Source organism: Streptomyces sp. NRRL F-4489, assembly GCF_001509485.1.
GTDB lineage: Bacteria > Actinomycetota > Actinomycetes > Streptomycetales > Streptomycetaceae > Streptomyces.
In genome coordinates this window covers 171,092-196,637 of the sequence record NZ_LLZI01000112.1, presented here as the reverse complement: position 1 = coordinate 196,637, position 25,546 = coordinate 171,092, and the positions used below count along the sequence as shown (strand labels likewise).

General features: G+C 76.3%; 25 protein-coding genes. 8 read left to right on the top strand and 17 right to left on the bottom strand.

Going from position 1 to position 25,546, the window contains the following annotated elements; all coding sequences use genetic code 11:
• Window positions 1–33: 33 nt before the first annotated feature.
• Window positions 34–1,230, top strand: coding sequence for a Gfo/Idh/MocA family protein (locus tag ADL22_RS11480; protein WP_066976586.1), 1,197 nt, complete (start codon window positions 34–36; stop codon window positions 1,228–1,230).
• Window positions 1,231–1,291: 61 nt separating this feature from the next.
• Here ADL22_RS11480 and ADL22_RS11475 read toward each other — a convergent pair whose 3' ends face one another.
• The 3 genes from ADL22_RS11475 to ADL22_RS11465 form a co-directional block, all read right to left on the bottom strand.
• Complete coding sequence (locus ADL22_RS11475; protein WP_066976584.1) at window positions 1,292–2,071, bottom strand: DsbA family protein; 780 nt, start codon at window positions 2,069–2,071, stop codon at window positions 1,292–1,294.
• A 175-nt stretch (window positions 2,072–2,246) separates the two neighbouring features.
• The gene (locus tag ADL22_RS11470) at window positions 2,247–2,528 is read right to left on the bottom strand and encodes a DUF3817 domain-containing protein (protein ID WP_066976582.1); all 282 of its coding nucleotides are present in this window, start codon (window positions 2,526–2,528) and stop codon (window positions 2,247–2,249) included.
• Window position 2,529: 1 nt separating this feature from the next.
• Window positions 2,530–3,027: a hypothetical protein gene (locus ADL22_RS11465; RefSeq protein WP_066976580.1), complete on the bottom strand. Its 498-nt coding sequence runs from the start codon at window positions 3,025–3,027 to the stop codon at window positions 2,530–2,532.
• A gap of 448 nt (window positions 3,028–3,475) precedes the next feature.
• On the opposite strand from ADL22_RS11465, the gene ADL22_RS11460 reads away from it, so the two are divergent.
• Entirely contained in the window at window positions 3,476–4,513 is a 1,038-nt protein-coding gene (locus tag ADL22_RS11460; protein WP_066976578.1) for a GlxA family transcriptional regulator, read from the top strand.
• A gap of 39 nt (window positions 4,514–4,552) precedes the next feature.
• Here ADL22_RS11460 and ADL22_RS11455 read toward each other — a convergent pair whose 3' ends face one another.
• Entirely contained in the window at window positions 4,553–5,347 is a 795-nt protein-coding gene (locus ADL22_RS11455) for a GNAT family N-acetyltransferase (protein WP_066976576.1), read from the bottom strand.
• A gap of 65 nt (window positions 5,348–5,412) precedes the next feature.
• On the opposite strand from ADL22_RS11455, the gene ADL22_RS11450 reads away from it, so the two are divergent.
• Window positions 5,413–6,198, top strand: a complete 786-nt coding sequence (locus tag ADL22_RS11450) for an alpha/beta fold hydrolase (protein WP_234430643.1) — start codon at window positions 5,413–5,415, stop codon at window positions 6,196–6,198.
• A 78-nt stretch (window positions 6,199–6,276) separates the two neighbouring features.
• Here ADL22_RS11450 and ADL22_RS11445 read toward each other — a convergent pair whose 3' ends face one another.
• From ADL22_RS11445 to ADL22_RS11395, 12 genes are all read right to left on the bottom strand, one after another.
• Window positions 6,277–6,729, bottom strand: a complete 453-nt coding sequence (locus tag ADL22_RS11445) for an SRPBCC family protein (RefSeq protein ID WP_066976569.1) — start codon at window positions 6,727–6,729, stop codon at window positions 6,277–6,279.
• 46 nt (window positions 6,730–6,775) lie between these two features.
• Window positions 6,776–8,566, bottom strand: a complete 1,791-nt coding sequence (locus ADL22_RS11440; protein WP_066976566.1) for an ABC transporter ATP-binding protein — start codon at window positions 8,564–8,566, stop codon at window positions 6,776–6,778.
• Window positions 8,563–10,329 (bottom strand): ABC transporter ATP-binding protein/permease, encoded by a 1,767-nt coding sequence (locus ADL22_RS11435; RefSeq protein ID WP_066976563.1) that lies wholly within the window; start codon window positions 10,327–10,329, stop codon window positions 8,563–8,565. The genes ADL22_RS11440 and ADL22_RS11435 overlap by 4 nt, the downstream gene beginning before the upstream one ends.
• Entirely contained in the window at window positions 10,326–11,606 is a 1,281-nt protein-coding gene (locus tag ADL22_RS11430) for a hypothetical protein (protein ID WP_066976561.1), read from the bottom strand. The genes ADL22_RS11435 and ADL22_RS11430 overlap by 4 nt, the downstream gene beginning before the upstream one ends.
• A gap of 9 nt (window positions 11,607–11,615) precedes the next feature.
• Window positions 11,616–12,992: a YcaO-like family protein gene (locus tag ADL22_RS11425; RefSeq protein WP_066976558.1), complete on the bottom strand. Its 1,377-nt coding sequence runs from the start codon at window positions 12,990–12,992 to the stop codon at window positions 11,616–11,618.
• Window positions 12,983–14,479, bottom strand: coding sequence for a CocE/NonD family hydrolase (locus ADL22_RS11420; RefSeq protein WP_107116268.1), 1,497 nt, complete (start codon window positions 14,477–14,479; stop codon window positions 12,983–12,985). Before ADL22_RS11420 ends, ADL22_RS11425 begins: the two co-directional genes overlap by 10 nt.
• Window positions 14,480–14,496: 17 nt before the next feature.
• Window positions 14,497–15,348 carry a hypothetical protein gene (locus ADL22_RS11415; RefSeq protein ID WP_066976553.1) on the bottom strand — a complete coding sequence of 284 codons (852 nt, stop codon included), beginning with the start codon at window positions 15,346–15,348 and terminating at the stop codon, window positions 14,497–14,499.
• A gap of 80 nt (window positions 15,349–15,428) precedes the next feature.
• Window positions 15,429–15,566, bottom strand: coding sequence for a streptamidine family RiPP (gene amiA, locus ADL22_RS35710; protein WP_199836271.1), 138 nt, complete (start codon window positions 15,564–15,566; stop codon window positions 15,429–15,431).
• A 77-nt stretch (window positions 15,567–15,643) separates the two neighbouring features.
• Window positions 15,644–16,510, bottom strand: a complete 867-nt coding sequence (locus ADL22_RS11410; RefSeq protein WP_079064032.1) for an ABC transporter ATP-binding protein — start codon at window positions 16,508–16,510, stop codon at window positions 15,644–15,646.
• Window positions 16,511–16,554: 44 nt separating this feature from the next.
• Window positions 16,555–17,604 carry a FecCD family ABC transporter permease gene (locus tag ADL22_RS11405; protein ID WP_066976551.1) on the bottom strand — a complete coding sequence of 350 codons (1,050 nt, stop codon included), beginning with the start codon at window positions 17,602–17,604 and terminating at the stop codon, window positions 16,555–16,557.
• A 5-nt stretch (window positions 17,605–17,609) separates the two neighbouring features.
• Window positions 17,610–18,572, bottom strand: coding sequence for a FecCD family ABC transporter permease (locus ADL22_RS11400; RefSeq protein ID WP_234430642.1), 963 nt, complete (start codon window positions 18,570–18,572; stop codon window positions 17,610–17,612).
• 29 nt (window positions 18,573–18,601) lie between these two features.
• Window positions 18,602–19,600 (bottom strand): ABC transporter substrate-binding protein, encoded by a 999-nt coding sequence (locus ADL22_RS11395; protein WP_066976550.1) that lies wholly within the window; start codon window positions 19,598–19,600, stop codon window positions 18,602–18,604.
• Between the two features lie 99 nt (window positions 19,601–19,699).
• On the opposite strand from ADL22_RS11395, the gene ADL22_RS11390 reads away from it, so the two are divergent.
• On the top strand, window positions 19,700–20,935 hold the full coding sequence (locus ADL22_RS11390; protein ID WP_066976548.1) for a hypothetical protein: 1,236 nt from the start codon (window positions 19,700–19,702) through the stop codon (window positions 20,933–20,935).
• Between the two features lie 65 nt (window positions 20,936–21,000).
• On the opposite strand, the gene cynR is transcribed toward ADL22_RS11390, so the two are convergent.
• Window positions 21,001–21,903 (bottom strand): transcriptional regulator CynR, encoded by a 903-nt coding sequence (gene cynR, locus ADL22_RS11385; protein ID WP_199836270.1) that lies wholly within the window; start codon window positions 21,901–21,903, stop codon window positions 21,001–21,003.
• Window positions 21,904–22,093: 190 nt separating this feature from the next.
• Here cynR and ADL22_RS11380 point away from each other — a divergent pair, with 190 nt between their 5' ends.
• From ADL22_RS11380 to argG, 4 genes are all read left to right on the top strand, one after another.
• On the top strand, window positions 22,094–22,714 hold the full coding sequence (locus tag ADL22_RS11380; protein ID WP_066976545.1) for a carbonic anhydrase: 621 nt from the start codon (window positions 22,094–22,096) through the stop codon (window positions 22,712–22,714).
• Window positions 22,715–22,811: 97 nt separating this feature from the next.
• A complete protein-coding gene (gene cynS, locus ADL22_RS11375) occupies window positions 22,812–23,294 on the top strand; it encodes a cyanase (protein ID WP_066976543.1) in 483 nt (160 codons plus the stop codon).
• 86 nt (window positions 23,295–23,380) lie between these two features.
• Window positions 23,381–23,890: a nucleoside deaminase gene (locus ADL22_RS11370; protein WP_066976541.1), complete on the top strand. Its 510-nt coding sequence runs from the start codon at window positions 23,381–23,383 to the stop codon at window positions 23,888–23,890.
• A gap of 90 nt (window positions 23,891–23,980) precedes the next feature.
• A complete protein-coding gene (argG, locus tag ADL22_RS11365) occupies window positions 23,981–25,429 on the top strand; it encodes an argininosuccinate synthase (RefSeq protein WP_066976538.1) in 1,449 nt (482 codons plus the stop codon).
• Window positions 25,430–25,546 lie beyond the last annotated feature (117 nt).

Here is a 25,546-nt window from a genome sequence, read left to right as displayed (position 1 = left end):
GCCCGCCCGCATCCGCTTCCAGGAGCCAACACCGTGACCATCAGCGTCGGTATCGTCGGCGCGGGGCAGTTCGCCCGCGCGTTCATCCCTCTTTTCCAGGCCCACCCGGGCGTCCACGACGTCCGCCTCACCGAGGCCGTGCCCGAGCGGCTCGCGCGCGAGTCCGCCCGGCACGCCATCGCCACCACGTACCCGTCCTTCGAGGACATGCTCGCCTCGGACGTCGACGCCGTCGCGATCTTCACCCAGCGCTGGACCCACGGCCCCCTCGTCGTCCAGGCCCTGGAGGCGGGGAAGCACGTCTACTCCAGCGTGCCGATGGCCGTCGCCGAGGAGGAGATCGAGGCGATCATCGAAGCCGTGCGCCGCACCGGCCTCACCTACATGATGGGGGAGACCAGTTACTACAACCCCGCCGCCGTGTACTGCCGGCGGCGGCTCGCCGAGGGCGCGTTCGGCGACATCTTCTACGCCGAGGGCGACTACGTCCACGACATGGACCTCGGCTTCTACGACGCGTACCGCTTCAGCGGTGGCGACCGCTGGAAGGAGACCGCGAGTTTCCCGCCCATGTACTACCCGACCCACGCCCTAGGCGGGGTGCTCGCGGTGACCGGCTCGCACGTCACCTCCGTGTCCTGCCTCGGCGTCTCCGACACCCGCGGCGACGGCGTCTTCGACCGTGAGGTCAGCCGCTGGGACAACGACTTCTCCAACGCGACCGCGCTCTTCCGCACCGCGGACGGCGGCATCGTCCGTACCAACGAGATGCGGCGGGTGGGCTACCCGTCCCGGCTGCGTGAATCCCGGTTCCGCTTCTTCGGCACCGAGGGCAGCTTCGAGCAGCTGGCCACCACGACGTTGTGGCAGGACCGCGAGAAGGCCGAGGACATCGAGGAGTTGATGCGCACGGTGCCGACCGCTCGCCTCGACGAGGCCGCGCTCGCCGACATCGACCCGTCCCTGCGTGACGCGTTCGTCAGCGGCTTCGCACCCGTCCACGACATCGGCCGGCTGCCCGCCGAGTTCGCCGGGCGGCCCAACGGCCACCAGGGCTCCCACCAGTTCCTCGCGGACGACTTCGTCTCGGCGTGCCTGACCGGGAAGACGCCCCCGGTCAACGCCTGGACGGCCGCCCGCTACACCCTGCCCGGCCTGGTCGCCCACCGATCCGCCCTGGCGGGCGGCGCGCAGCTGGACGTCCGGGACTTCGGGGACGCCCCGGCCTGATCCCGCCCGGCCACCACCGGCGCCCGGCCGCCGACCGCCCTCCCCGGCCGGGCGCCGCCGCCTACTGCTGGGCGGAGGCGGCCACCTGGCGGGCCTCCTTGGCCACCATCGCGGTCAGCTTGGCGGGCGTGAGCTGGGTGGCGGGGTCGGCCAGGGTGCGCCCGTTCAGCTGGACGACGGGGACCGGGCCGAGGCCGGACGCGGCGTACTCCGCCTGCGACTTCGTCACCCAGCCCTGGCGCTGCTTGCGGTCCAGGCACAGGTCGAACGTGTCGTGCTGGATCTTCCCGGCCTTCTTGGCCAGCTTCTTCAGCAGGGCGCGGTTGTTGAACACGTCCTTCTCCGGCGCCGGCTGGTTCGCCCACACCTGGTCCATGAACTGGCGGAACCGGCCCTGGTCCTGCGCGCAGGCGGCCGCGGCGGCGGCCTCCTTCGCGCCGCTGCCGCCGTACTGCTTGTCGCTCTGCGTCACCAGCCGGTAGTTGATCTGGGCCTGGCCGGACGCGAGGAGCTGCGCGAACGTCCCCGCGTACCGCTGCGCGAAATCGCGGGAGAGCGGGCTGCGCGGGTCCTCGTACACGGTCAGGGTGACCGGGATGGTGGGCCGGACGGGCAGGTCGAGCTTCGGCGCCCCCGAGGGCGCGCCGGACGGGGCCACCGCCCCGGAGGGCGCCTCGAACGTGGTCGCCTCACCGGCGCGGGCGAACTGGCCGAGGACCGCCGCCGCCCCGCAGACCACGGCGAGGCCGACCGCGGACACCGCGTAGGTGCGCCAATTGCGGCGGGAGCCGCTCCGCGTCGTGCCGCTGCCGTTCTTCTTGCTCCCTGCGGAGGCCACCATGCGCACCCTTTCACCAGGCCGGTCCTTGTGCTCCCGGTGGCGCGGTACCTGCCACCGGGGCCCCGGCGCGCCGCCTCCGTACGGAACGGGGCGCTGCCGCGGCACGCCACAGTGTGGCAGCACTCCCGGGGGGCGCGCGGGCCGGGGCCCGTGGTGGCGGACGGTGACCGCGGGGTCAGCGCGGGGCGACGCCGAGCGGGCGGCGGACGGTGCCGAGCCGCCGCAGGGCGAGCATCCCGCCGATACCGGGTACGCAGGCCAGCACGATGGCCCGCGGGGTGCGGTCGGGGTCCCGGGCGACGGCACCGAGGGTGAAGAGGTACGCACAGCCGTGCAGCGGGCCGGCGAGGGAGGAGACGGCCGGCAGATGGACCGTCGCCAGATTGGCCAGCAGGATGATCAGGGAGGCCAGTTCGGTGGTCGCGGCGGCGCGCAGCGGCCGGCGGAGTGCGGTCACGTCATGCTCCTGTCGACGAGCCGGGGCGGACGATCATGAGGATGGTCACGGCCGCCCAGAGGAGATTGAACAGGCCGGTGACCATGGCCAGCCGCGCGGGCGCACGGTCCGCCGGCGCTCCGTCCGCCCCCTCCACCGGGGGTGGGCCGTCGAGGGTGGCCAGCAGCGCGTCCTGCTGGGGCAGGACCAGGGCGGCCAGGACGGCGGCGGCGGCCGCGGTCAGCGCGATGGAGGTGATCAGCCAGGCATCGCCCAGGACGCCCATCGCGGAGGCGGTGGCGAAACCGAGGACCGGTACGGCCATACCGACCCCGGCGTACACCCGGCAGATGCGGTGCAGCAGCCGCACCGTGGCCACCCGGGCCGCGCGCCCGGCCTCCGCGCCGCCGGCCGCCCGGGCCCGGCGGACCGCGGGCGGGAACATGCTGGCGGCCACGGTCACCGGCCCGATGGCGATGATCGCGGCCAGGACGTGCAGCGAGAGCAGGATCTTGGTCACCGGCCGGCCGCCGTTCGGCGGGCGCCGCCCGGGGCGGTGTGGCAGGGGTGCGCCGGGCGGGTGCGTGACCGGAGGCGCGGCGGGGCCGCCAGGGTGTCCGGCCGGTCGAAGCCGTCGAACGGTATGAATCGGGCGCGCATGCGGGTCTCTCTTCGGATCGTGATCACCAGTGCCCGGCCCACGCTAGGAAGGGCGCGACGACCCGCACAGTGGCTGGAATGACAACTTTCCACGGGTTCTCGCCAACGCGTTCGCCGGGTGGGACGCGGCGGTCACGCTGGGTCCCTGACCAGGGGCAATGCTCCGTAGACCGGGTCAGGCCAGGTGAGACCGGGTCCGGGCAGCCTCTCCCGCCACCTCTCCGCCCGCCGCTCACAGCCCTCTGCGGCAGCTGGCGGGAATCCGTTCATGACCCCTGTTCACGGAACCCCGTCTATCGTGTCCTGCCATGCACACGGTGGCGATCCTCGTACTCGACCACGTGGTGCCGTTCGACCTGGCGGCGCCCCTGGAGATCTTCGGCCGCACCCGGCTGCCCGATGGCCGCCGCCCCTACCGGACGCGGATCTGCGGACCCTCGCCCGAGGTGCGGACGAATGGCTTCGGCCTGCGCGTCGAGCGGGGACTGGACGCGCTCGCGGAGGCCGATACCGTCATCGTGCCCGGTTGCGAACAAGGCGCCGCCCCGCCGCCCCCGGAGGCGCTGGCAGCGCTGCGCGCCGCGGCCGCCGCCGGCACCCGGATCGCCTCCGTCTGCGTCGGCGCCTTCATCCTGGCCGAAGCGGGCCTGCTCGACGGCCTGCGGGCCACCACCCACTGGATCGCGGCGGCCGAGCTCGCCCGCCGCTACCCGCTCGTCGAGGTCCAGCCCGACGTCCTCTACGTCGACAACGGCCAGCTCCTCACCTCGGCCGGCGCCGCCGCGAGCATGGACCTCTGCCTGCACATGGTCCGCCGCGACCTCGGCTCGGCGGTGGCCGCGGACGCCGCGCGGATGTCGGTGATGCCGCTGGAACGCGAGGGCGGGCAGGCGCAGTTCATCGTCCACAGCCACCCGCCCGTACCGCGCGGCGCCACGCTCCAGCCCGTACTCGACTGGATCGAGGACAATCTCGCCCACGAGATCAGCCTCAAGGCGATGGCGGCGCGCTCGGGCATGAGCGAGCGGACGTTCAGCCGCCGCTTCCGCGAGCAGACCGGCACCACCCCGCTCCAGTGGGTGCTCCGGGCCCGGGTCCGCCGGGCCCAGTACCTCCTGGAGAACTCCGACCATCCCGTCGAACGCATCGCCCAGCAGGCCGGTTTCGGCTCCCCGACCGCCTTCCGGGAGCGCTTCCGCCGGGTGGTCGGCACCACCCCGCAGTCCTACCGCGCCGCCTTCAACGGCCGGCCCGCGCCGACGCCGTCCATGCCCGCCGCGCCGCCGGTGCCTCCGCTGCCCGCCCCCGCGCCGCCGTCGCCTCCGCTGCCCGTCGCGGCCGGGTGAGCGGACGGCGGGCGCCCCGTCCCGCCCGTCCCGGCCCCGTCACGTCCGGCCGGAGGGCGACCACACATACGGCGTGGTCGTCGTCACGGCGTGGAAGCCCAGCCGCCGCAGGATGGGCGCACTGTCGTCGGAGGCGTCCACCTGGAGGAACCGCACCCCGCGCGCGGCCGCGAGCCGTGCCCGCGCGGCGACCAGCGCGCGGTAGATCCCCCGCCCGCGCCAAGCGGCGAGCGTCGAACCGCCCCACAGGGACGCGAAGTCGGTACCGGGCCGGAAGACCAGCCAGGCCGCGCACACCACCTCGCCACCGGCCTCGGCGACCAGCACCGCGATCTCCTCGGGCGCCGCCGCGACCCGGCCGGCCAGGTCATCGGCCAGCCACTCCCGGTCCTCGCCCCAGACCTCCGCTTCCATGGCGGCGATCCGCCGCATGTCCTCGTACGCGGTCACCTGACGCAGCGTCACCCCGGCGGGCGAGACCGGTTCCGTGGCCAACTCCCCGGCCAGGCCGATCAGTACGGTCTCCCGCTCCTCCGGGACGAACCCGGCCGCGCGCAGCCGGTCGGGCAGATCGGCCGGCCGGTCGTGGCCCCGGGTCTTCCACTCCACCGCCTCACCGCGCGCGGCGAAGTGGTCGCGCTGCCGGGCGATCAGCCGGTCCAGTTCGGCGCCGCGTAGGGTGAGGTCGCGCGGGGCGCTGACGAAACCCCGGTACTGGCCGGTGATCCGCAGCAGCGGCCCGTCCTGCTCGTAGCCGACGCCGGCCGGAGGGTTGGGCGGTGCGCCCCGCATCTGCTCGTCGTAGGCCGCGAGCAGGCTCTCGATGTCCGTCACGCGGCAACTGTACGAGCGACGACAGGAGAACAGGACGACGACATGAACGGGGCGACACCATGAAGATGGCGGCGGCGACCGTGCGCGGGCTGCGGCTGGCGTACGCCGATGCCGGCGGGCCGGGGCGGCCGGTGCTGGCCCTGCACGGCCACTTCGGGCGGGCGCGGGCGTTCGCGGGCCTGGCCGCCGCGCTGGCACCGGAGTTCCGGCTGATCGCCCTGGAGCAACGCGCGCACGGCCTGAGCGAGCGTGCCGCGGACCTCTCCCCGGACGCCTACGTGGCCGACGCCGCCGCGTTCGTCCGCGCGCTCGGACTGGGGCCGCTGCCGGTGGTCGGCCACTCGATGGGCGCGGTGGTCGCCTTCCGGCTGGCGGCGCGCCACCCGGACCTGGTCACCGCGCTGGTCAACGAGGAGGGCGGCGCGCTCAACCGCCGCCCCGAGGTGGCCCATCCGGTCCTGGACGTACGGGACTGGCCGCACCGCGCGCCCACCCTGGCCGAACTGCGGCGCCGGGTCGAGGCGCGCGGCATCCCGGACGCCGGCTACTTCCTGGAGAGCGCGGTCGAACGCCCCGACGGCTGGGGCTTCCTCTTCGACTACGACGCCATGGTGCGCTCCCAGGAAGCGCTGATCGGCGACTGGTGGCCCGACTGGCTCGCCGCCACCTGCCCGGCCCTGCTCCTGCACGGCCTGGACAGCTTCGTCCTGCCCACCGCGATGGCGCGCGAGATGGCGCGGCGGCGCCCGGACACGACGCTGCGGGAGTTCCCCGGCTGCGGGCACTGGCTGCACGACGACGACCCGGAGGGGTACGCCGAGGTGGTGCGCGCCTTCCTGGTGAAGGTGTGAGGGGTGGGATGCTTGGGTTGCTGATGCTACGTCAACTTCCGTGCAGCCGGGCGACTTGGTACGCCAGCCGATCGCCGCCTACCCCGCCACCAACCCCCGCAGAATCCGCGCGTAGAGCAGGCCGGCCGGGCGGGCCGTCAAGGGCTGGAGGGCGGCGGGCAGGCCGCGGGGGTGGATCTCGCCGCGCCAGACGATCCGGCAGCCGCCGGCCGCGTGGGGCCCGACCTCGATCTCGGACCAGCCCCGCACCGCCCGCCCGCGCTTCTCCAGCCGGCACCGGCCGGACGCGGCCGCCCCGGAACCGGACCGGGCGGGCGGCTCCCACCGTACGACCCGCATCACGTCGTCGAAGGCCAGGGGGCCGAGGGCGGTGCGGGCCACGAAGGTCGTGCCGGGGCCCGTGGGCGGCGGGGTGGTGACCGTGATGGTGGTCAGCGGTACGTGCGCGGCGTGCGCCTCCCAGCGCGTCAGCCGCTGCCACGCGGCCTCGGGCGAGCAGCGCGCCGTACGCACGATCCGGAACTCCGTCACGGGACCAGGGTAGGCAGGCCGGTCCGGCCCGGTCTGCCCGACACCGTCAGGGCTCCCCACCGCCGTCGCCCGGCCCCCGATCCGGATCGTTGGTCAGGACCTCGGCCAAGGGGCCGTCCGGGCGGGCGGTCAGGGCCGCCCAGGGGCCGTCGGCCACGATGCGGCCGGCGGAGAGGACCGCGATGCGGTCCGCGCGGCGGAGGGTGGCCGGGCGGTGGGCGATGACCAGGGTCGCCCGGTCGGGTGCGCCGGCGGCCAGGGCGCGGGCCAGTTCGGCGTCGCCCTCGGTGTCGAGGTGGGCCGTGGTCTCGTCCAGGACGAGGACCCGGGGGGCGGTGAGCAGGGCGCGGGCCAGGGCGATCCGGGCGCGCTGGCCGCCGGAGAGGGTGGCGCCGCGTTCGCCGACCGGGGTGGCGTAGCCGTGCGGCAGTCCGGCCGCGATCCGGTCCACACCGCACAGCGCGGCCACCGCCCGGACCCGTTCGTCCGGGGCGTCCGGGGCGGCCAGGCGGAGATTCTCGCCGAGGGTGCCGTGGAAGAGGGGGGCCTCCTGGCCGACGACGGCGACCGCGCGGCGGAGGTCGGGTTCGGCCAGGTCGCGCAGGTCCACGGGGTCGCCGGTGGCGGGGAGCAGCGCGACGGTGCCGGCGGCGGGGTCCCAGAAGCGGGCGAGGAGGTGGGCGCAGGTGGACTTGCCGGAGCCGGAGACGCCGGCGAGGGCGACGGTTTCGCCGGGGCGGACGGTGAGGGTGAGGCCGTTGAGGACGGGTGCGCCGCCGTAGCCGAAGTGGACGCCGTCCAGGCGCACCCCGAGGCGGCCCGGGGGGAGCGGCCGGGGTTCTTGGGGCGGCGGGGCGCCGGCGGGGGCGTGCGCGGCGGCGCCGACCCGGGACGCGGCGGCGCGCAGTCCGCCGGCCTGCCCCAGGGCGGCGGCCGCGTCGGCGAGCGGCGCCAGGACGCCCAGGGCGAGCGCCATGGCGGCGGGGGCCCAGGCGCCGGGCAGCGTGCCGGTGGCGACGGCCCGGGCGGCGACCGCGACGGTGCCGGCGACCGCGCCGACCACCAGCAGGTCGCGGACCGCGCCCGCGCCCGCCTCCCAGGTCTGCTCGGCGCGCTGGGCCGCGCCGAGCCGGCGGCCGCGCTCGCGCAGCCGCTCCCGGCGCCGGCCCAGGGCGTTGAACGCGAGCAGTTCGCGCAGTCCGTCCACGGTTTCGACGGCGTCCGCGGAGAGTTCCGCGGCGGCCGCGCGGGTGCGGGCGCCGCGGGCGGCCCGGCCGCGGCCGTCGACGAGCGGGACGGCGGCGAGCAGCGCGGCGGCGGGCAGCACGGCGGCCAGGAGCCAGGGCAGCAGCGCGGCGAGCACCGCCGCGCCGGCCGCGAACACCAGCCCCGTCGCGGCGAGTTGGGCCACCGCGTGGGCGTAGAAGAACTCCAGGGCCTCGACGTCGCCGAGGGCCGCGGCGGCCAGGTCCCCGCTGCGGCGCCCCGCGATCCGGGCCGGGGCGCTGCGGGCCAGCCCGTCGAAGACCCGGATGCGCAGGGCCGCCAGCACCCGGTAGGCGAGGTCGTGGGAGAGGTCCATCTCGCGCCAGGTGGCCAGGGCCCGCAGCGCGACGAGACCGGCGAGCAGCGCCACGGTCGCCGGGGGCGGGGCGCGGTGGGCGAGGACGGCGGTGCCGACCGTGTGCGCGGTCAGGGTCACCAGGGCGACGAGGGCGGCCTGGTCGGCGAGCGCGGCGGCGAAGGTCCGTACCGCCATGGCGCGGTGGCCGGCCAGGACGGGCAGCAGGGCGCGCAGGGCGCCCCGGGTGGCGTCCGGGGTGGTGGGGATCGTCATGCGGCGGTTTCCTCGGGGGGCGGAGCGGTGGCGGGGCGGTCCTCGTCGGCGGCGACCAGCCGGGCGTAGAGCCCGCCGGCCGCGAGCAGGGCGGTGTGGTCGCCGACGGCCTCGACCCGGCCGCCGTCCAGCACCACGATCCGGTCGGCGTGCCGGACGGACGACAGCCGGTGGGCGACGATCAGGCAGGTGCGGCCGCGGGCGGCGGCCGCCAGGGCAGCGCCGATCCGGGCCTGGCGGCGCTCGTCGACGGCGCTGGTGGCCTCGTCCAGGACGAGCACGGGCGCGTCGGCGAGCAGCGCGCGGGCCAGCGCCAGGCGCTGCCGCTGGCCGCCGGAGAGGGTCGCGCCGCGTTCGCCGATGACGCTGTCGTAGCCGCCCGGCAGGCGGGCGATCTCCTCGTGGACGCCGGCGGTGCGGGCGGCGGCGCGGAGTTCGGCGTCGGTGGCGCCGGGGCGGGCCAGCCGCAGGTTGTCGGCGACGGTGCCGTGGAAGAGGTACGTCTCCTGGGAGACCACGGCGATGCCCTGGCGCAGCGCGTCCAGCGCGAGGTCGCGGGCGTCGGTGCCGTCGAGCAGCACCCGGCCGGCGTCGGGGTCGAACCGGCGCAGCAGGGTGCCCAGCAGGGTGGACTTGCCGGCGCCGGACGGGCCGACGATCGCGGTGGTGCGGCCCGCCTCGGCGGTGAAGCTGACGTCGTCGAGGGCGGGCCGGGCCGTCCCGGGGTGGCGGTAGGTGACGTGGTCGAAGCGGATCGCCGGGGCGGTGTCCCACCGCGGCCGGTGGCGGCCGGTATCGGCGACGCCGCCTTCGGCGGTGCGCAGCCGGGCCAGGCCGTCGGCCGCCGAGACGCCGAGGTAACCGGCGTGCCACTCGCGGGAGAGGTCGCGCACCGGCCGGAAGCACTCCGACGCCAGCATCAGCAGCAGATACGTCCCGGTCGCGGCGGTCCGCCCGGAGGCCGCGGACCAGCAGGCGACCAGGGTGGCGGCGACCGTACCGCCCTGGACGGCCAGGTCGGTCAGACCGGTGTCGATCAGGGAGACCCGCAGTTTGGCGACGGTGGCCCGGTGCAGCTCTCCCGAGGCGCGCTCCAGCCGGGCGCGGGTGCGGCCGACCGCACCGGCCGCCCGCAGCGCCGGCATGCCCTGCAGCGCCTCCAGATAGTCGGCGGCCAGCGCCTCGTACGCGCCCCAGTGCCGGGCCCCGCGGCGGGCCAGCAGCCGGTCCCACCAGCGGGGTACGAACACGGCCAGCACCAGCGCCGGGGCCAGGACCGCTCCGGCGCGCGGTTCGGCGGCGGTCACCACCGCCAGCAGGACGAGCGGGACCACGCAGGTCACGGCGGCCTGCGGCAGATAGCGGGAGACGTACGCGTCCACGCCCTCCACCCCGTCGACCAGGGTGGCCCGCACCGCCCCGGACCGGGCCGCGGCGTCCGGGCCGCCGGGTGCGCCGCCGGTGCGGCCGAGCCGTTCCAGGAGGGCGTCGCGCAGTTCGACGCGGACCCGGGATCCGGCCCGGACGGCGAGGTCCCGCTGGCCGCGGACCAGCACCGCCCGCAGCAGGACGGCGCCGAGCACCGCGCCGAGCAGCGCCGCCAGGTGCGGGGAGCCGCCGCGGGCGAGCGCGGCCAGGGCGTGCGCCAGCAGCACCGCCTGGGCCAGGTGGGTGGCGGTGACGGCGGCCAGCAGGGCGGTCGCGCCCAGCAGCGGGCCGCGGGCGGTCCGGGCGGCGCGCAGGAGTTCGGGGTGGAGCATCATGACGGGTCGTCATCTCCTTGGTGCGGGGGGCCGGGGCGGCCCAGGGCCAGGCCGTGCACCACCAGGTCGCGGCCGGGCGGGCCGCCCAGCGCCGCCCCGAGGTCGGCGCCCTGCCAGGAGCCGACCGGCCGGGTGCGCAGGCCCAGCGCGGCGGCGGTGAGCAGGGCGAAGCCCGCCGCGTAGCCGGCGGTGAGGTGGGCGGCGCGGACCGCCGCCGGGGCCGCGCCGTCCGGGCAGCCGTACGCCAGCAGCACCGCGCCGGTGGTGGCGAGCCACGCCTGGCCGGCGGCCCACACCGCGAGGGTGGGCCGGGCGTCGCCGGCGGCCAGCACGCCGAGCCGGCCGTCGCCGCGCAGCTCCCGCAGCGCCGGCCGGGGCCCGCCGGTGGCGGCGCACCACGGCGGCGCGGCGGGGAGGGCGTCGCGGGCGGCGGTGAGTACGGCGGCCAGTTCGCTGTCGCCGGGGACGGCGGGGAAGCCGGGCGGGGCGCTGCGGCGGGCCGCCAGCAGGCCGTCGGGCAGACCGAGCGAGGTGACGGGGTGCCAGCGGGGCCGGGTGCCGGGGGCGTGGGTGAGGGCCGTCAACACCCTTTCTGAAGCGGTCAGTTCGGCTGCTGGTGGGTCGGGTGGCGGGGGCGCGGCCCAGCGTTCCAGGGCGTCGGGCGGGCCGCCGGGGGTGAGGCGGACGGCGGCCAGCGGATGGGCCCGGTCGGCGGCGGTCAGGGCGGCGGCCCGGGTGAGGAGGGCGCCGTCCGCGTCCAGGCACACCGCGTGCGCGCCGGCCAGCGCCAGCGCCGCGGCGGCGTGCCCGGTGTCCAGGAGCAGCAGCGGCCAGCCGCGGTGCCCGTAGTGCGCGGTGGTGCGGTGGGCGGTGACGGTGAGGACGGCGAGGGTGCCGGGCGGGGCGGTGCGCGGCGCCGGGGCGTACGGGTGGAGCCGGTGGGCGAGCGGATCGTAGCGGTAGCGGCCCGGGGGCAGCGGCCCGCCGCGACCGGCGAGGAGGCGGGCGGCCACGGGGTGCAGCGCACCGGCGGACGGCACCGGGCGCAGCCGTCCGGCGGGGCCGTCCGCGGCGGCGAGGGAGAGCCGCAGGATCCGGTCCAGGGGCGGTGGGACGGGGACCGGGGGACCGGCGGACGGGCCGGGCGCCGGGGCGGGCCGGGGTCCGGGCGTTTCCGGGCGCGGGACCTCGGCGGAACGGGCCCGGGCGAGCGCGGCGGTCACCAGGGCGGCGGGGTCGGCCCCGGAGGCGAGGGGGCCGGACGGGGGTGTGGTCATCGGGGCGGCTCACATATGGGGCGGGGGCGCGAGGGTGAAGTCGCCGGGCCGGGCCGGCGGGCGGGTCCGCCAGCCGCGGGCCAGCGCCGCGTCGGCGAAGCGCGGGCAGCCGAAGTAGCCGAAGGCGGCGGGGGCGTTGGGGATCAGCCCGGACACCAGGACGCGGGCCACCCGCAGGGGCGTCTCGGCGACGTCCTCGGTGGTCAGGTCGAAGGTGAGGACCCGGTGGCCGCCTTCGGCCAGCCGGCGGTCCAGCGCGGCCCGGCTGCCGGGCGCCACCGCGCCGACCGGGACGACGCCGAGGGCGGGCGCGGTGAAGCGTTCCGCCAGCGGCGCGGTGCGCGGGTCGAGCCACACCTGGACGTGCGCGCCGAGGTCCCGTACGTGTGCGAAGTCGGGCCCGCAGTCGTCCAGATAGCGGCGGTCGGCCCGGTGGTCCAGATAGAGGCCGGGCGCCAGCAGGCCCGCCTCGACGGCCCCGAAGACCCAGCCGTCCGCGTCCACCGCGCCCTGGGTGAAGACCCAGGTGTGCACGGCCTCCAGCACGGCCTTGCGGGCGGCCTCGGCCGGGTCGTACCGGCAGGCGAAACCGGCCGCGTACAGGCCGCGCCCGGGGTCGTGCACCAGCGCCGCCATGCACGGCGCGAACTCCGACGGCAGCTCCACGATCCACACGTCGAGGCCGCAGCCCGCCAGGTCGCGGCCGAGGCCGGGGACGCTGGCCGGGTCGATGCCGCGGGTGGGGCCGTCGAGGTGCCACCACAGCTCCAGCGCGTCCCGTTCGACGACTTCCAGGAGGCCGCGCTCGACGGCGTCCGCCAGGCCCTGCCCGGTGGCGATCCCGGCGTAGTTGAGGTGATGGGTGCGGGGGAGGGAACGCAGCGCGCCCTGGCGCCAGTTGAGGTGGGTGAGCGCGACCGGCGCCCAGCACGCGTCGCCGTCCTCGGTGCCGCGCGCCCACAGGGCCGGGGTGTCGGCGTCGAACGGCCGGTACGGGAAGCCGGGCCGGCCGTACTGCCAGTCGGCATACCGGGGCAGCTCGCCGGGGCCGTACAACCGCAGCCCCTCGGCGGCCAGTTCGGCGGCGGTGGCGCGGCGCGGGGCGCCGGGGTGGCCGGCGGGCGGGAGGTAGTTGCCGCAGTAGCGTTCGACGGCCTCGGCGATCGCGGCGGTGCGGGCGCCGTCCGGATCGCCGAACGTGGTGCCCAGCGAGACCCGGTCGGCGGGCCAGGCACCGAACCGGCGGGCGTCGGAGACCTCGGCGGTCATCGCGGTGTAGCGGGGCGGGGCGCCGTCGGGGTGGGCCACGGGGGCGACCGTGCGGATCAGTCCGCAGACCGGGTCGACGAGCGCGTCGAGGGGCAGCGGCGGGGTGTTCAACGGCATATCTCCTGTACGGGGTCGACGCCTCGGGTCCGGCCGGTGTGCAGCACCAGGGCGCTGCCGGTGAGCCGCACGGTCCGGCGGGAGGCGCGCAGCCGGGTGGCCGTCACCGGGTCCTCGCCGGTGTGCGGCTGGCGGGCGTGGGCGGGGAAGTGGTGGCCGGCGACCTCGACGCGCAGCCGGGTGCCGGCGGGCAGCCGGCGGGCCGGGCGGCCCAGCGGGACGGTGAACTCCGCGGCGGCGCCCGGCGGATCGGCGCGGCGGACCACACCGAGCGCCAGCGGTTCGGCCCGGCCGTCCGGCGCGAGCGCGGCCACCCGGACCGCCCAGTCGGCCGGGGCCGCGTCCGCGACGGCGGTCAGCCGCGCCTGCGCCGGGCCGAGCAGATCCAGCGGCCGGGGCAGCGGCGGGGTGACCAGCAGGCACCGGTCGGGCGGGCCGGCGGCCGGGACGTCGAGGGTGTCGGAGCGCACCGGGCGCGCCGGGTCGGCGGTGAAGTCCGGGCCCCGCAGCGGCCGCAGCCCGTCCCGGGCCCCGAAGTGCCACACCCGCGGCGCGGTCCGTTCGCCGGGCCGGAACCACAGGTCGCTGCCGGCCAGCGCGAGCGCGCCGTACGCACCGGGGGAGAGCCGGCCGTCGAGGGCGGCGCGGGCGAAGCGGACGTAGAGCGCGCCGAGCGCGACGCGGTGCGCGGGGCGGGCCCCGGGGCCGGGCTCGGCGGTCAGGCCGTGGCCCCAGGGGCCGGTCAGCAGGCGGGCCGGGCCGCCCCACGCCCGCCACAGGCGGTGGGTGTCGTCCGCGAACGGGTCCTGGGTGCCGGCGACGGCGAGCAGCGGCACGGTGGCGCGGCCGGCGGACCGCAGCAGCGCGCCGGGCCGTTCGGCGTCCCACACCCCGCGCCAGGACGGCAGCGCGCGGCCGAGGCGGACGGGCAGCGCCGCGACCGGGAGGTGGGCGAGCAGGTCCGGGTCGGCGGCCAGGGCGCGCCCGAGGGCGCCGGGGTCGGAGTCGGGCCGGTCGCCGTGCGCCGCCCACCAGCCGGCCCGGGCCAGCAGCCGCTCCGGGCCGTGCGGTTCGCGGGCGGTCTCGGCGGGGCCGAGCGCGGGCACGGCGGCGATCACCGCGTCCGGGCGGCCGCCGGGGCCGGTGGCGGTGGCGAGCGCGCAGTGCGCGGCGTACGAGCTGCCGGCGGCGACGACCCGGCCGTCGCTCCACTCCTGGGCGCGCAGGAACCGCAGGGTCGCGGTGCCGTCCGCCGCCTCCCCGTGGAACGGCCGCCACCGGCCCTCCGAGCCGTGCCGGCCGCGCACGTCCTGGACGGCGGCGGCGAAACCGCGCGCGGCCCAGGCGCGCAGTTCGGCGCGGTGGGCGCGCCGGTCGTAGGGGGTGCGGATCAGGACGGCCGGGTGCCGGCCGGTCCGGTCCGGCAGGTGGAGGTCGGTGGCCAGGCGCACGCCGTCGTCCATGGGGACGAGCACGGTGCTGGTCATCGGCTCTCCCGGGCTGGTCATCGGCCCGTCCGGTCGGGCAGCGGCGCCACCTCCGGCACCGGGAGGACCGGGTGCGCGGTCACCGCCAGGTCGCGCAGGTCGAGGCGGCGCAGCCGGCGGCGGACGGGCAGCGGTCCGGGGCCAGGGGCGCCGGCGGCCCAGGCGAGCAGATCGGCGGTGAGCAGCGCGGCGATCAGCGCGGCGGCGGTCTCGGTGACCGGCGGCCCGGTGTCGGGCGTGCGGTGGCCGGCCCAGTACGCCGCCAGTTCGCGGTGCGCGGGGGTGGCGGCCAGGCGGCGCAGCCGGACGTGGCCGGAGGTGACGTCGCCGGGCCGGTCGGCCAGCGGCTCCAGCCAGACCTGGGCGCCCTCGCGGTGGCAGCGCAGCCAGGCGGTGCGGTGCCCAGGGAGGCGGTCGGCGCCGTCCCACAGCCCTTCCGGCACCGGGGAGTTGAGGCACCACACGACCGCGGTGGTGCCCGGCCGGTGCGTGCCGTCGGGCAGCCGGGCGATCTCCTCGGTGCCGGCCGGGCGGGCGGTGCCGCCCTCGGCGCGTACCAGCCGGCCGAGCGGTGCGGTCAGCGCCGGGTCGCCGAGCAGCAGCACGGTCCGCCCGGTGAGCCGCCCCGGCCGCGCCGCCGCGTCCGTCCCGGCGTAGCCCGCGTCCTCGAACGCCCCCAGCAGCGCGGCGAGTTCAGGATCCGCCGCGGTGCCCTCCGGCTGCCCGGTCAGCGCGCCGATCAGCCGCTCCGGCGCGGTCCGCGCGGTGTCGACCCGTAGGAATTCCCCCTCGGCGGTACGGACGGCCAGTCCGCCGCCGGGGGCGGTGACGAGGCTGACGCCGGGGAGGAGCTGGGGAGCGCTGGCCACGGGGGGTCTCCTGACGGGTCGGGGGAGGGGGAACGGGACGGGCCCGCCCGGACGGTGCCGGGCGGGCCCGCCGCGGTGCCTTACTTGTCGGCGTCGGTGCCGGCCGCGGGCGCCTCCTCGTCGAAGGGGTTCTCGACGAGGGCGTTGGAGTGCGTGGCGGAGAGGTGGGCGAGCTGGCCCGGGTCGGCGATCGGGGTGAACACCTTGTGCTGCTCCATGAGTTGAGCCTCCGTTAGGTCGTGGTGCGGCAGCGGCGGAAGTGCCGGTGCGCCACCAACAGTAGTGAAAATGATTGTCATTTCTCAATCTGTTTTCCTTCGGGAAGAGGGTGATCCAGGTAACACACCGGCCACCCCCCTTCCGGGTCCTGGCCGACCCGGCCCGCCACCCCCAGCGCGTCCGCCAGCAGCCGGGGGGTCACCACCGCCTCCGGGGCGCCGTCGGCCACCACCAGGCCGTCCCGCAGTGCCACGATCCGGTCCGCGAAGCGCGCCGCCTGCCCGATGTCGTGCAGCACCATGACGACGGTCAGCCCGCGCTCCGCGCGCAGCCGCACCACCGTCGCCATCACCTCCAGCTGGTGCCGCGGATCCAGAAAGGTCGTCGGCTCGTCCAGCAGGAGCACCCGGGTGTCCTGCGCCAGCGCCATCGCCAGCCGCACCCGCTGCCGCTCACCGCCCGACAGCGCCTCCACCGGCCGGTCCGCCCAGGCCGCCACCCCCGCGTCCGCCATCGCCCGGGCGCACACCGGGTCCTCGCCGTCCCGCAGCATCCCCAGTGGGCCCCGGACCGCGTACCGCCCCTGCCGGACGAGCTGACGTACCGTCATGCCCGGTACGGCGGGCGCCGACTGGTGCAGCAGGGCGATCCGGCGCGCGGTCGCCCGGCGCGACAGCCCGCCCACCTCCGCCCCGTCCAGCAGCACCCGGCCGGCCGCGGGCCGCAGCAGTCCGGCGCACAGCCGCAGCAGGGTGCTCTTCCCGCAGCCGTTCAGCCCGACCAGCGCGACCAGCTCACCGCCGGCCACCGCCATGTCCACCCCGCGCAGCACCTCGCGGCCCGGATAGCCGAACCGCAGCCCCTCCACCCGGATACCGCCGCCGGGCCGCACGTCCCCCGCCGCGCCGCCGCCTGGCCGCACATCTGCCTCCGCCGTCGCCATGACCCTCGAACTCCCCACTCCCTTAACGGTGTTCACCGATGGCCTCACTGCTCCGCACCGCCCGTCCGGCGGGCCACGACCAGCAGCAGGAGCGCCCCGCACCCGGTGGTGACGGCGCCCGCCGGCACCACCAGCCGGTCCGCGTCCGCCAGGGCCGCCAGCGCCCGCGACAGCCACTGCGCCACCGCGTCCGCCCAGCCGACCACCGCCGCGCCCAGCAGCGCGGCACCCGGCAGCGCGGTCCGCAACTCCGCGCCCAGCACCGCGAACGCCAGATGCGGGACGAGCAGCCCGACGAACCCCAGCGCCCCCACGGCCGGCACCGCACCGGCGGTCAGCGCCACCGCGCACACCAGCGCCGCGGCCCGCGCCCGGCCGGTGGCCAGCCCGGCCGCCGCGGCCTGCTCCTGACCGCAGCGCAACAGGGTCAACGGCCCGGCCAGCAGCCAGGCGAGCACCGCCCACACCAGCGTCCAGGGCCACAGCAGATTCCAGTGCGCCCAGACCCGGCCCTCGGTGGAGCCGACCAACCACTGCACCACGCTGCCCAGTTCGCCCGGCGCCACCAGCAGCACCACCGCGGTCAGCCCCGACAGCACGGCCGAGGCCAGCACCCCGTACACCGCCGCCCGCGCCGGATCGCCCTGCTCCCGCCCGGCCAGCAGCCACAGCAGCCCGGCCCCGGCGAACCCGCCGGCCGCGGCGGCGGCCACCACGGCCGCCGGATGCTCCCAGCCCGCCAGCCCCAGCCCGGTCGCGGCCACCGCGCCGAGCACCGCGCCCGGCGTGACACCGGTGACCTCCGGCCCGGCCAGCGGATTGCGCAGCGCCGCCTGGAGCACCGTCCCGGCCAGCCCCAGCGCCGCACCCGCCCCCAGCGCCACCAGGGCGCGCGGCAGCCGCAGTTGCAGCACCACGTGCCGGGCCCCGGCGTCCCCGGCACCGCGCAGTACCTCCCACACCTCCGCCGCGCCCAGCGCCCGCCCGGCGACCAGCCCGGCCAGTCCGGCGCCGACGACCAGGACGCCCAGCACCACAAGGATCACGGCCGCCGGCACCCGCCGCGTCCGCACCGCCCGCCCGGCCCGCACCATCACGCTCACCGGACCACCCCCGCCCGGCGCCGCCCGGCGCGCAGCAGCACCACACCGGCCGGCACCCCCAGCAGCGCCGTCCAGGCACCCACCGGCGTCTCCACCGGCGCCAGCGCGAGCCGGGCCGGCAGATCGGCCAGCAGTACGGTGACCGCGCCGAGCAGCGCGGACCCCGGCAGCCAGCCCACGGCCGTACCCGCCGGCCACAGCCGCCGGGCCAGATGCGGCGCCAGGAAACCCACCCACGCCACCGGCCCGCACACCGCGACGACCGGCGCGATCAGCACCGCGGCCAGCCCCAGCGCCGCCACCCGGGCGTGCCGCACCCGCACTCCCAGGGCCCGCGCGTCGTCATCGCCCAGCCGCAGCACCGACAGCACCGGCGCGCACAGCACCAGCGCCGGCAGCGCCACCAGCAGCCAGGGCGCCAGGCCCGCCACGTCGTCCCAGGTGCGGGCGGACAGACTGCCCAGCAGATAGCGGTAGACGATCTGCAGGTCCAACTGGTCGGCGAGCACCATCAGGACCAGCAGCGCCGCCTGGAGCCCGGCGGTCACCGCGGCCCCCGTCAGCAGCACCGCCGACGGGCTCCGCCCCAGCCCGCCGGCCACCAGCGTCAGCAGCCCGCCGGCCACCGCCCCGGCCAGCGCGGTGAGCGGCGCGAGCGCGGCCGGCAGCGGCAGCGCCAGTACGAGCGGCGCCGCCACGCCCAGCGCCGCGCCCGAGGACACCCCGAGCAGCTCCGGAACGGCCAGCGGATTGCGCAGCGCCTCCTGGAGCACCAGCCCGGCCGCGCCCAGACAGGCACCGGCCACCAGCGCCAACACCAGCCGCGGCAGCCGGAGTTCACCGACCACCACCGCGGCCACACCGTCCCCGCCCAGCACCCCGGGCAGCGCCCGCGGCGCGACGACCGGCGTGCCCAGGCACAGCGCCGCCACCGCCCCCACCGCGAGCACCCCCGTCACGATCCCTGTCAGGACCCAGGTCCGTCCGCTCACCGCAGCGCGGCCGCGGCCTCGTCGAGGACGATCCCCAGCGACCGGGTGCCCCGGCCCTTGGCCCACACCTCGGGATCGACCTCGACCACCTTGCCGTTCCGCACGGCCGGGATCCGCGACCACAGCGGATTCCGGGCCAGCCGGTCCGACAGCCGCTCGCCGGGCGCGGCCGGCCCGCCGGCCGACAGCGACTCGACGAACAGCACGTCCACCTGGCGCGCCAGGATCTCCTCCATGCTGTACGTCCCGTCAACTCCCCGGCTGCGCCACGGATACCGGGCGATCTTCGGCAGCAGCCCGGCGGTGACATCGGTGCCCGGCGTGGCGACGCCGAAGTTCTCCGCGGTGCCGAACATCACCAGCGCGGTCCGGCCGCTCGGCGCGCGCTCGGCCGCGGCCAGCTTCGTCCGGAACGCGCGCTCGGCCCGTTCGCCCTCCGGGGTGCGCCCGGTGAGCGCGGCGAGGTTCCGCAGATAGCCGACGCTGTCCTGCCACGACTCCGGCTCCACCGGCCAGAAGACCGTGGCGCCCTTCAGCGCCGGCGCCAGCTTGCCGTGGGTGTCCTTCAACCCGATGACGAGATCGGGCTTGAACGACAGGATCGCCTCGGCCTCCGGGCTCAGGAACCCGCCCGGTACGGTCGGGATCTTCGCGGCCTCCGCCGGGCCCAGGAACTTCTCGTGCGCCAGCAGCCGGGAGTTGGTCGCCACCGGCCGCATCCCCAGCTCGGCCAGCATGTCGTCGCACAGCGCGACCAGGCACACCACCCGCTTCGGCGGCGCCGGCGTACTGACCGTGACGCCCTTGGCGTCCGTCACCGCACGGGCCGCGGCGATCGGCCGGACCGCCACCGGTGTCCGGCCCCCGCGCCCGTCCCCGGCCCCGTCGTCCCCGGAGGCGCCGTCATCGGCCGCGCCCCCGCATCCCGCCAACGTGCCGCCTATGACCACGGCCACCGCCAGACGGCGGATGACGCACAGCGCTCTGCGTGCCATGTCACTCCAGTCTTCCGATTCCGAACCCACGATCACCAATCACCAACATGATAATCATTATCGAAATACTGACCCATCACTTCCCTCCCTGGAGACCGCATGCCCCCGCACCCCCGCCTGCTCGTCGCCGACCACGTCGCCGGCTCGCTCCGCGTCCTCAACCTCCCGGACGGCACGGAGAGTTCAGCGCTGCCCGGCCGCCACCTCGCCGAACACGCCGGCTTCCTCGTCCTCCCCGGCGCCCGCGCCGCGTTCATCGACGACCGCGCCGGCGAACTGGTCGTCCTCGACCCCTACGGCCCCGACGCGGGCCGCCCCCTGACCGAAGCGACGGTCCCGGTCGCCGTCCCGGCCGAACACCTCGCCGCCGACCCCACCGGCCGCTACCTCGCCGTCACCACCGGCCTCGGCCGCAACGACCAGCCCTGGTGCGACCTCCTGACCGCCATCGATCTGCACGCCCCCGGCCGCCCCGACGCCGTACGCCTCCGCACCCGCCCCGGCGAACCCGGCGTCACCGTCCTCGGCACCGACGACCCCCTGGTCGTCCTCCGCCACCGCGAACCAGGACAGCTCGCCGCCTACCGCCACACCGCCCTGATGGCCGCCGCCCCCTCCTGCCCGCCCGCGGTCCCGGACCTCACCCTGCCGCTGGCCGACGACGACGGCCACGGCGACGCCCACGACCCGCGCACCGGACGGCTGTTCGCCGCCGCCGGCTCCGGTGTGCACCGCGCCCGCCACCACGCCGGACGCCTCATACCCGAACCGCCGCTCCCCTGGGGCGGCCCCGGCCGCGGCTACTACCTGCGCCTGGACCCCGTACGCCGGCTCCTCTGGTCCGCCGTCCGCGGCGGCCCGCCGCACCCCGGCCGCTGGCCCGACTGGGACAACCACGCCTGGTGGCACCACCTCGACACCGGCCGCACCGGCCGCGTCCCGCTCGGCCCCGGCCTGGTCTTCCGCCTGGCCGTCGCCGCCCGCCACATCGCCTACACCCGCGTCCACCCCGACGGCGACGAACTGATCCTCCTGACACCCGGCTCCGGCCCCGACCCCCGTATCACCGCACGCATCCCGCTGCCCCCGATGGCCGGCGCCCCCCGCCCCGGCGGCACCCCCTGGGACGGCGTCCAGCGCCGCGCCCTGGCCGCCTCCCCGGCCTCCTCCCTCATCGCCGTCACCCGCGGCGGCCACGGCGAGATCGAACTCCTCGACGCCGACCACCCCCACCACCGCACCACCCTGACCGTCCCCACCCCCCTGAACGAGGGCGGCCACCTCGCCCTCCTCTGCCCGGACGACCCTGGGTGGGGGGATCCGGTGGGGCGGTGAAATCCCTTGCGTGGAGGGCGAGTTAGGTGCGGCGTCGGGCCGTATGGGCGCCCGCCCCCCTCGCATCAGGCCGGCGGATACCCCCGGCTTTCGACCAGTTCCCTCGTCAGGTGGACGAACGCCCGTGCCGCGGCGGTGCGATAGGCGTCGGTGCGGCGCAGCAGCGTGACGGTGCGGGCGGGGAGGGCGGGGTCGAGCGGGACGGGGGTGAGGTGGGGATGGTCGTGGGTGAGGGCGTCCGGCAGGACGGTGGAGAGCGCGCTGCGGCGGACGATCTCGGTGAGAGCCTGGATGGAGTTGGCTTCCACCGCGATCCGCGGGGTGACCCGGTGCGCGGTGAAGTAGGCGTCGATGTGCGTGCGGGTGGCGAAGTCCGTGCTGAGCAGGGCCAGTTGGCGGTCGGTGAGGTGGGACACCGGTAGCGGGAGCTCGTCCTCCGCCGGGCCCGGGGCGGCGGTGACCAGGCTCAGGGTCTCGGTGAACAGAGCGGCTGCCTCGATCCCGCGCAGGTGCGCTCCGGCGAACGCGATGCCCAGGTCCAACTCGTCGCCCAGCAGGCAGCTTTCGATCCGGTCCTGCGGCATCTCCCGGACGGCCAGCGTCACCCCGGGATACCGGGAGTGCAGCGCGGCGGTGAGCGGGCCGACCAGATAGGCCGTGAACGTCGGCGTGACCCCCAGCCGCAGATGGCCCCGGGACAGGTCCCGTACGTCATGGACGGCCCGCTCGGCGGCGGCCAGATCGCGCAGCGCGCTCCGGGCGTGCTCCGCGTACGCCTCGCCGGCGTCGGTCAGGCGCATGGTGCGCCCGGTGCGGTCCAGCAGCTGCGCCCCCACGGTCCGCTCCAGCTGCCGGACCTGCTGGGAGAGCGTCGGCTGGGAGATGTGCAGCTCCTCGGCGGCGCGGGTGAAGCTGCCGTGTTCGGCGACCGCGAGGAGATAGCGCAGATGACGCAGTTCCAGGGCCATGCGGACGACTATAGGCGGTGGTATTGGTGGCATCTATGGGTGGGATCCGTAGCAGCTCTTGGACTCTATACGAGCAGGTCGGGCAGGGTGGAACTCGTCGGCCCGCACGGTCGGCGGAAGCGAGTCCTCGTAAGCCCTCGCAAGTCCCCCGCAAGTCCGCCAGCTCAAGGAGTGCCCATGCGGAGTTCCCATGTCTGACCTCGCCGCCGGGGTCGCCCGCTTCCAGCGGGACGTCTTTCCGGCCAAGGCGGAACTTTTCGGCCGTCTGGCCGCTCATCACCGGCCACCTACGCTCTTCATCGGCTGTTCCGACGCCCGCGTCGTCCCGGAGCTGCTCACCGGCTGCGAGCCCGGCGACCTGTTCGTGATCCGCACGGCCGGCAATCTGGTCCCCGCCTATCACCGGTCGTCCGGTGACGGTGTGGTGGCGAGCGTGGAGTACGCCGTCGCGGTCCTCGGTGTCACCGACATCGTGGTGTGCGGGCACTCGGCATGCGGGGCGATGACGGCCCTCGCCGAGGCGCACGACCTGACCGGTGTGCCCGCGCTCGCGTACTGGCTGCACCACGCGGACGCCGCCACGGCGCGCGCCGCGGCCGGGGCGGACGCCGTGGACCTGCCGGCCCTGATCCGCCAGAACGTCCGCGCCCAGCTGGCCAACCTCGCCACCCACCCGGCGGTCGCCCGCGCCCGTACGGCGGGCACCCTCGCGCTGCACGGGTGGGTGTACGACATCGGGACCGGCGCGGTGGACGACGTCGGAGCCGGGAACGGCCTCGGCGCGGTGGGCGACGCGGCCCGCGCCGCCTGACGCGCCCTTCCGCCCCGGCCGCCAAGCCCACAAGATCTCAGCACCGAAAAGATCTCCGCGCCACGAGATCTCAAGACCCACATCCGAGAGGACCGTCATGAACCAGCCCACCCCGCACGCCCAGTTCGACCCCGCCGCCCGCCAGGCGCTCGCCGTCGCCGCGGTCGAGGCCAAGACGCGGAAGGACCTCACCTGGCAGCAGCTCGCCGACGCGGCCGGGCTGTCGCCCGCGTTCGTCACCGCGGCCATCCTCGGGCAGCACGCCCTGCCCGCCGAGGCCGCCGAGGCCGTCGCCGGGCTGCTGGGCCTGGACGACGACGCCGCGCTGCTGCTCCAGACCATCCCCACTCGCGGTTCGATCCCCGGCGGCGTCCCCACCGACCCGACGATCTACCGCTTCTACGAGATCCTCCAGGTCTACGGCACCACCCTCAAGGCGCTGATCCACGAGCAGTTCGGCGACGGCATCATCAGCGCCATCAACTTCAAGCTGGACGTGCGGAAGGTCGCCGACCCCGAGGGCGGCGAACGCGCCATCATCACCCTCGATGGGAAGTACCTCCCCACCAAGCCGTTCTGACCCGGCAAGTTCTTCTGGTTCGCCAACCCCTTCCGGCCCACCAACCCCCCATGACCCCAGGCGCCCCCACGCCCCGAAGGAGCCCCATGGACTTCGCGCAGCGCACCATCGACCTCGCCCGCCGCAACGTCGCCGAGGGCGGCCGTCCGTTCGCCACCGTGATCGTCAAGGACGGAGAGGTCCTGGCCGAGAGTCCCAACAAGGTCGCCCAGACCCATGACCCCACCGCCCACGCCGAGATCCTCGCCATCCGCGCGGCCTGCACCGCGCTGGGCACCGAGCACCTGACCGGCACCACGATCTACGTGCTCGCCCACCCCTGCCCGATGTGCCTGGGCGCGCTCTACTACTGCTCCCCGGACGAGGTGGTCTTCCTCACCACCCGGGACGCCTATGAGCCGCACTACGTGGACGACCGCAAGTATTTCGAGCTGAGCACGTTCTACGAGGAGTTCGGCAAGGACTGGGACGAGCGCCGCCTGCCGATGCGGTACGAGCCGCGCGACGCGGCGGTCGAGGTCTACCGCGCCTGGCAGGAGCGGAACGGCGGCCACCGCCGCCAGCCCGGGAACCCGGCACCGGACGACCGGTCCTGACCCGCCCGTCCGGGCCCGGCCGAGCGCGCCGGCCGGGCCCGGACGAAATCCGCACTTGCATGGTCATGCGGGATGATGCATAGTCTTGCTATGTCCAAGGTCCTCACCTCCCTCCCCGCCGGCGAGCGCGTCGGCATCGCCTTCTCCGGTGGTCTCGACACCTCGGTCGCCGTTGCCTGGATGCGCGACAAGGGCGCCATCCCGTGCACGTACACCGCCAACATCGGCCAGTACGACGAGCCCGACATCGAGTCCGTGCCCGGCCGTGCCTCCGCCTACGGTGCCGAGATCACCCGGCTCGTCGACTGCCGTGCCGCGCTGGTCGAGGAAGGGCTGGCGGCGCTCGCCTGCGGCGCGTTCCACATCAAGTCGGGCGGCCGCCCCTACTTCAACACCACCCCGCTGGGCCGGGCCGTGACCGGCACCCTGCTGGTGCGGGCCATGCTCGAGGACGGCGTGCAGATCTGGGGCGACGGCTCCACGTTCAAGGGCAACGACATCGAGCGGTTCTACCGCTACGGCCTGCTCGCCAACCCGCACCTGCGGATCTACAAGCCCTGGCTGGACGCCGACTTCGTCGCCGAGCTCGGCGGCCGCAAGGAGATGTCGGAGTGGCTGCTCGCGCACGGGCTGCCGTACCGGGACTCCACGGAGAAGGCGTACTCCACGGACGCCAACATCTGGGGCGCCACCCACGAGGCCAAGACCCTGGAGCACCTCGACACCGGCATCGAGACCGTCGACCCGATCATGGGCGTGCGGTTCTGGGACCCGGAGGTGGAGATCGCCACCGAGGACGTGACGGTCGGCTTCGACCAGGGACGCCCGGTCACCATCAACGGCAAGGAGTTCGCCTCCGCCGTCGACCTGGTCATGGAGGCCAACGAGATCGGCGGCCGGCACGGTCTGGGCATGTCCGACCAGATCGAGAACCGCGTGATCGAGGCGAAGAGCCGCGGTATCTACGAGGCCCCCGGCATGGCCCTGCTGCACATCGTCTACGAGCGGCTGGTCAACGCGATCCACAACGAGGACACCGTGGCCGCGTACCACAACGAGGGCCGGCGGCTCGGCCGGCTGCTCTACGAGGGCCGCTGGCTGGACCCGCAGGCCCTGATGGTCCGGGAGTCGCTCCAGCGCTGGGTCGGCGCCGCGATCACCGGCGAGGTCACCCTCCGGCTGCGGCGCGGCGAGGACTACTCGGTCCTCGACACCCGGGGCCCGGCGCTCAGCTACCACCCGGACAAGCTGTCCATGGAGCGCACCGAGGACTCGGCGTTCGGCCCGGTGGACCGGATCGGCCAGCTCACCATGCGGAACCTCGACATCGCCGACTCCCGCGCGCGGCTGGAGCAGTACGCCGGTCTGGGCCTGGTCGGCAGCGGTCACCCGACGCTGATCGGCGCCGCCCAGGCGGCCTCGACCGGCCTGATCGGCGCGATGGACAAGGGCGGCGCCCAGGCGATCGCCTCGCGCGGCGCGGCCCCGTCCGAGGAGGCCATGCTGGACCGCGCGGCGATGGAGTCCGGGACGGACTGATCCGGGCCGGCCGGCCGTACGAGCTGGTCGCGGCGATCTCCGAGTACGCGAAGGGCCCCGGCGGATTCGTTCCGCCGGGGCTCTTCGCGCGCGGGTCCTGTGCCCTCAGTCCGCTTC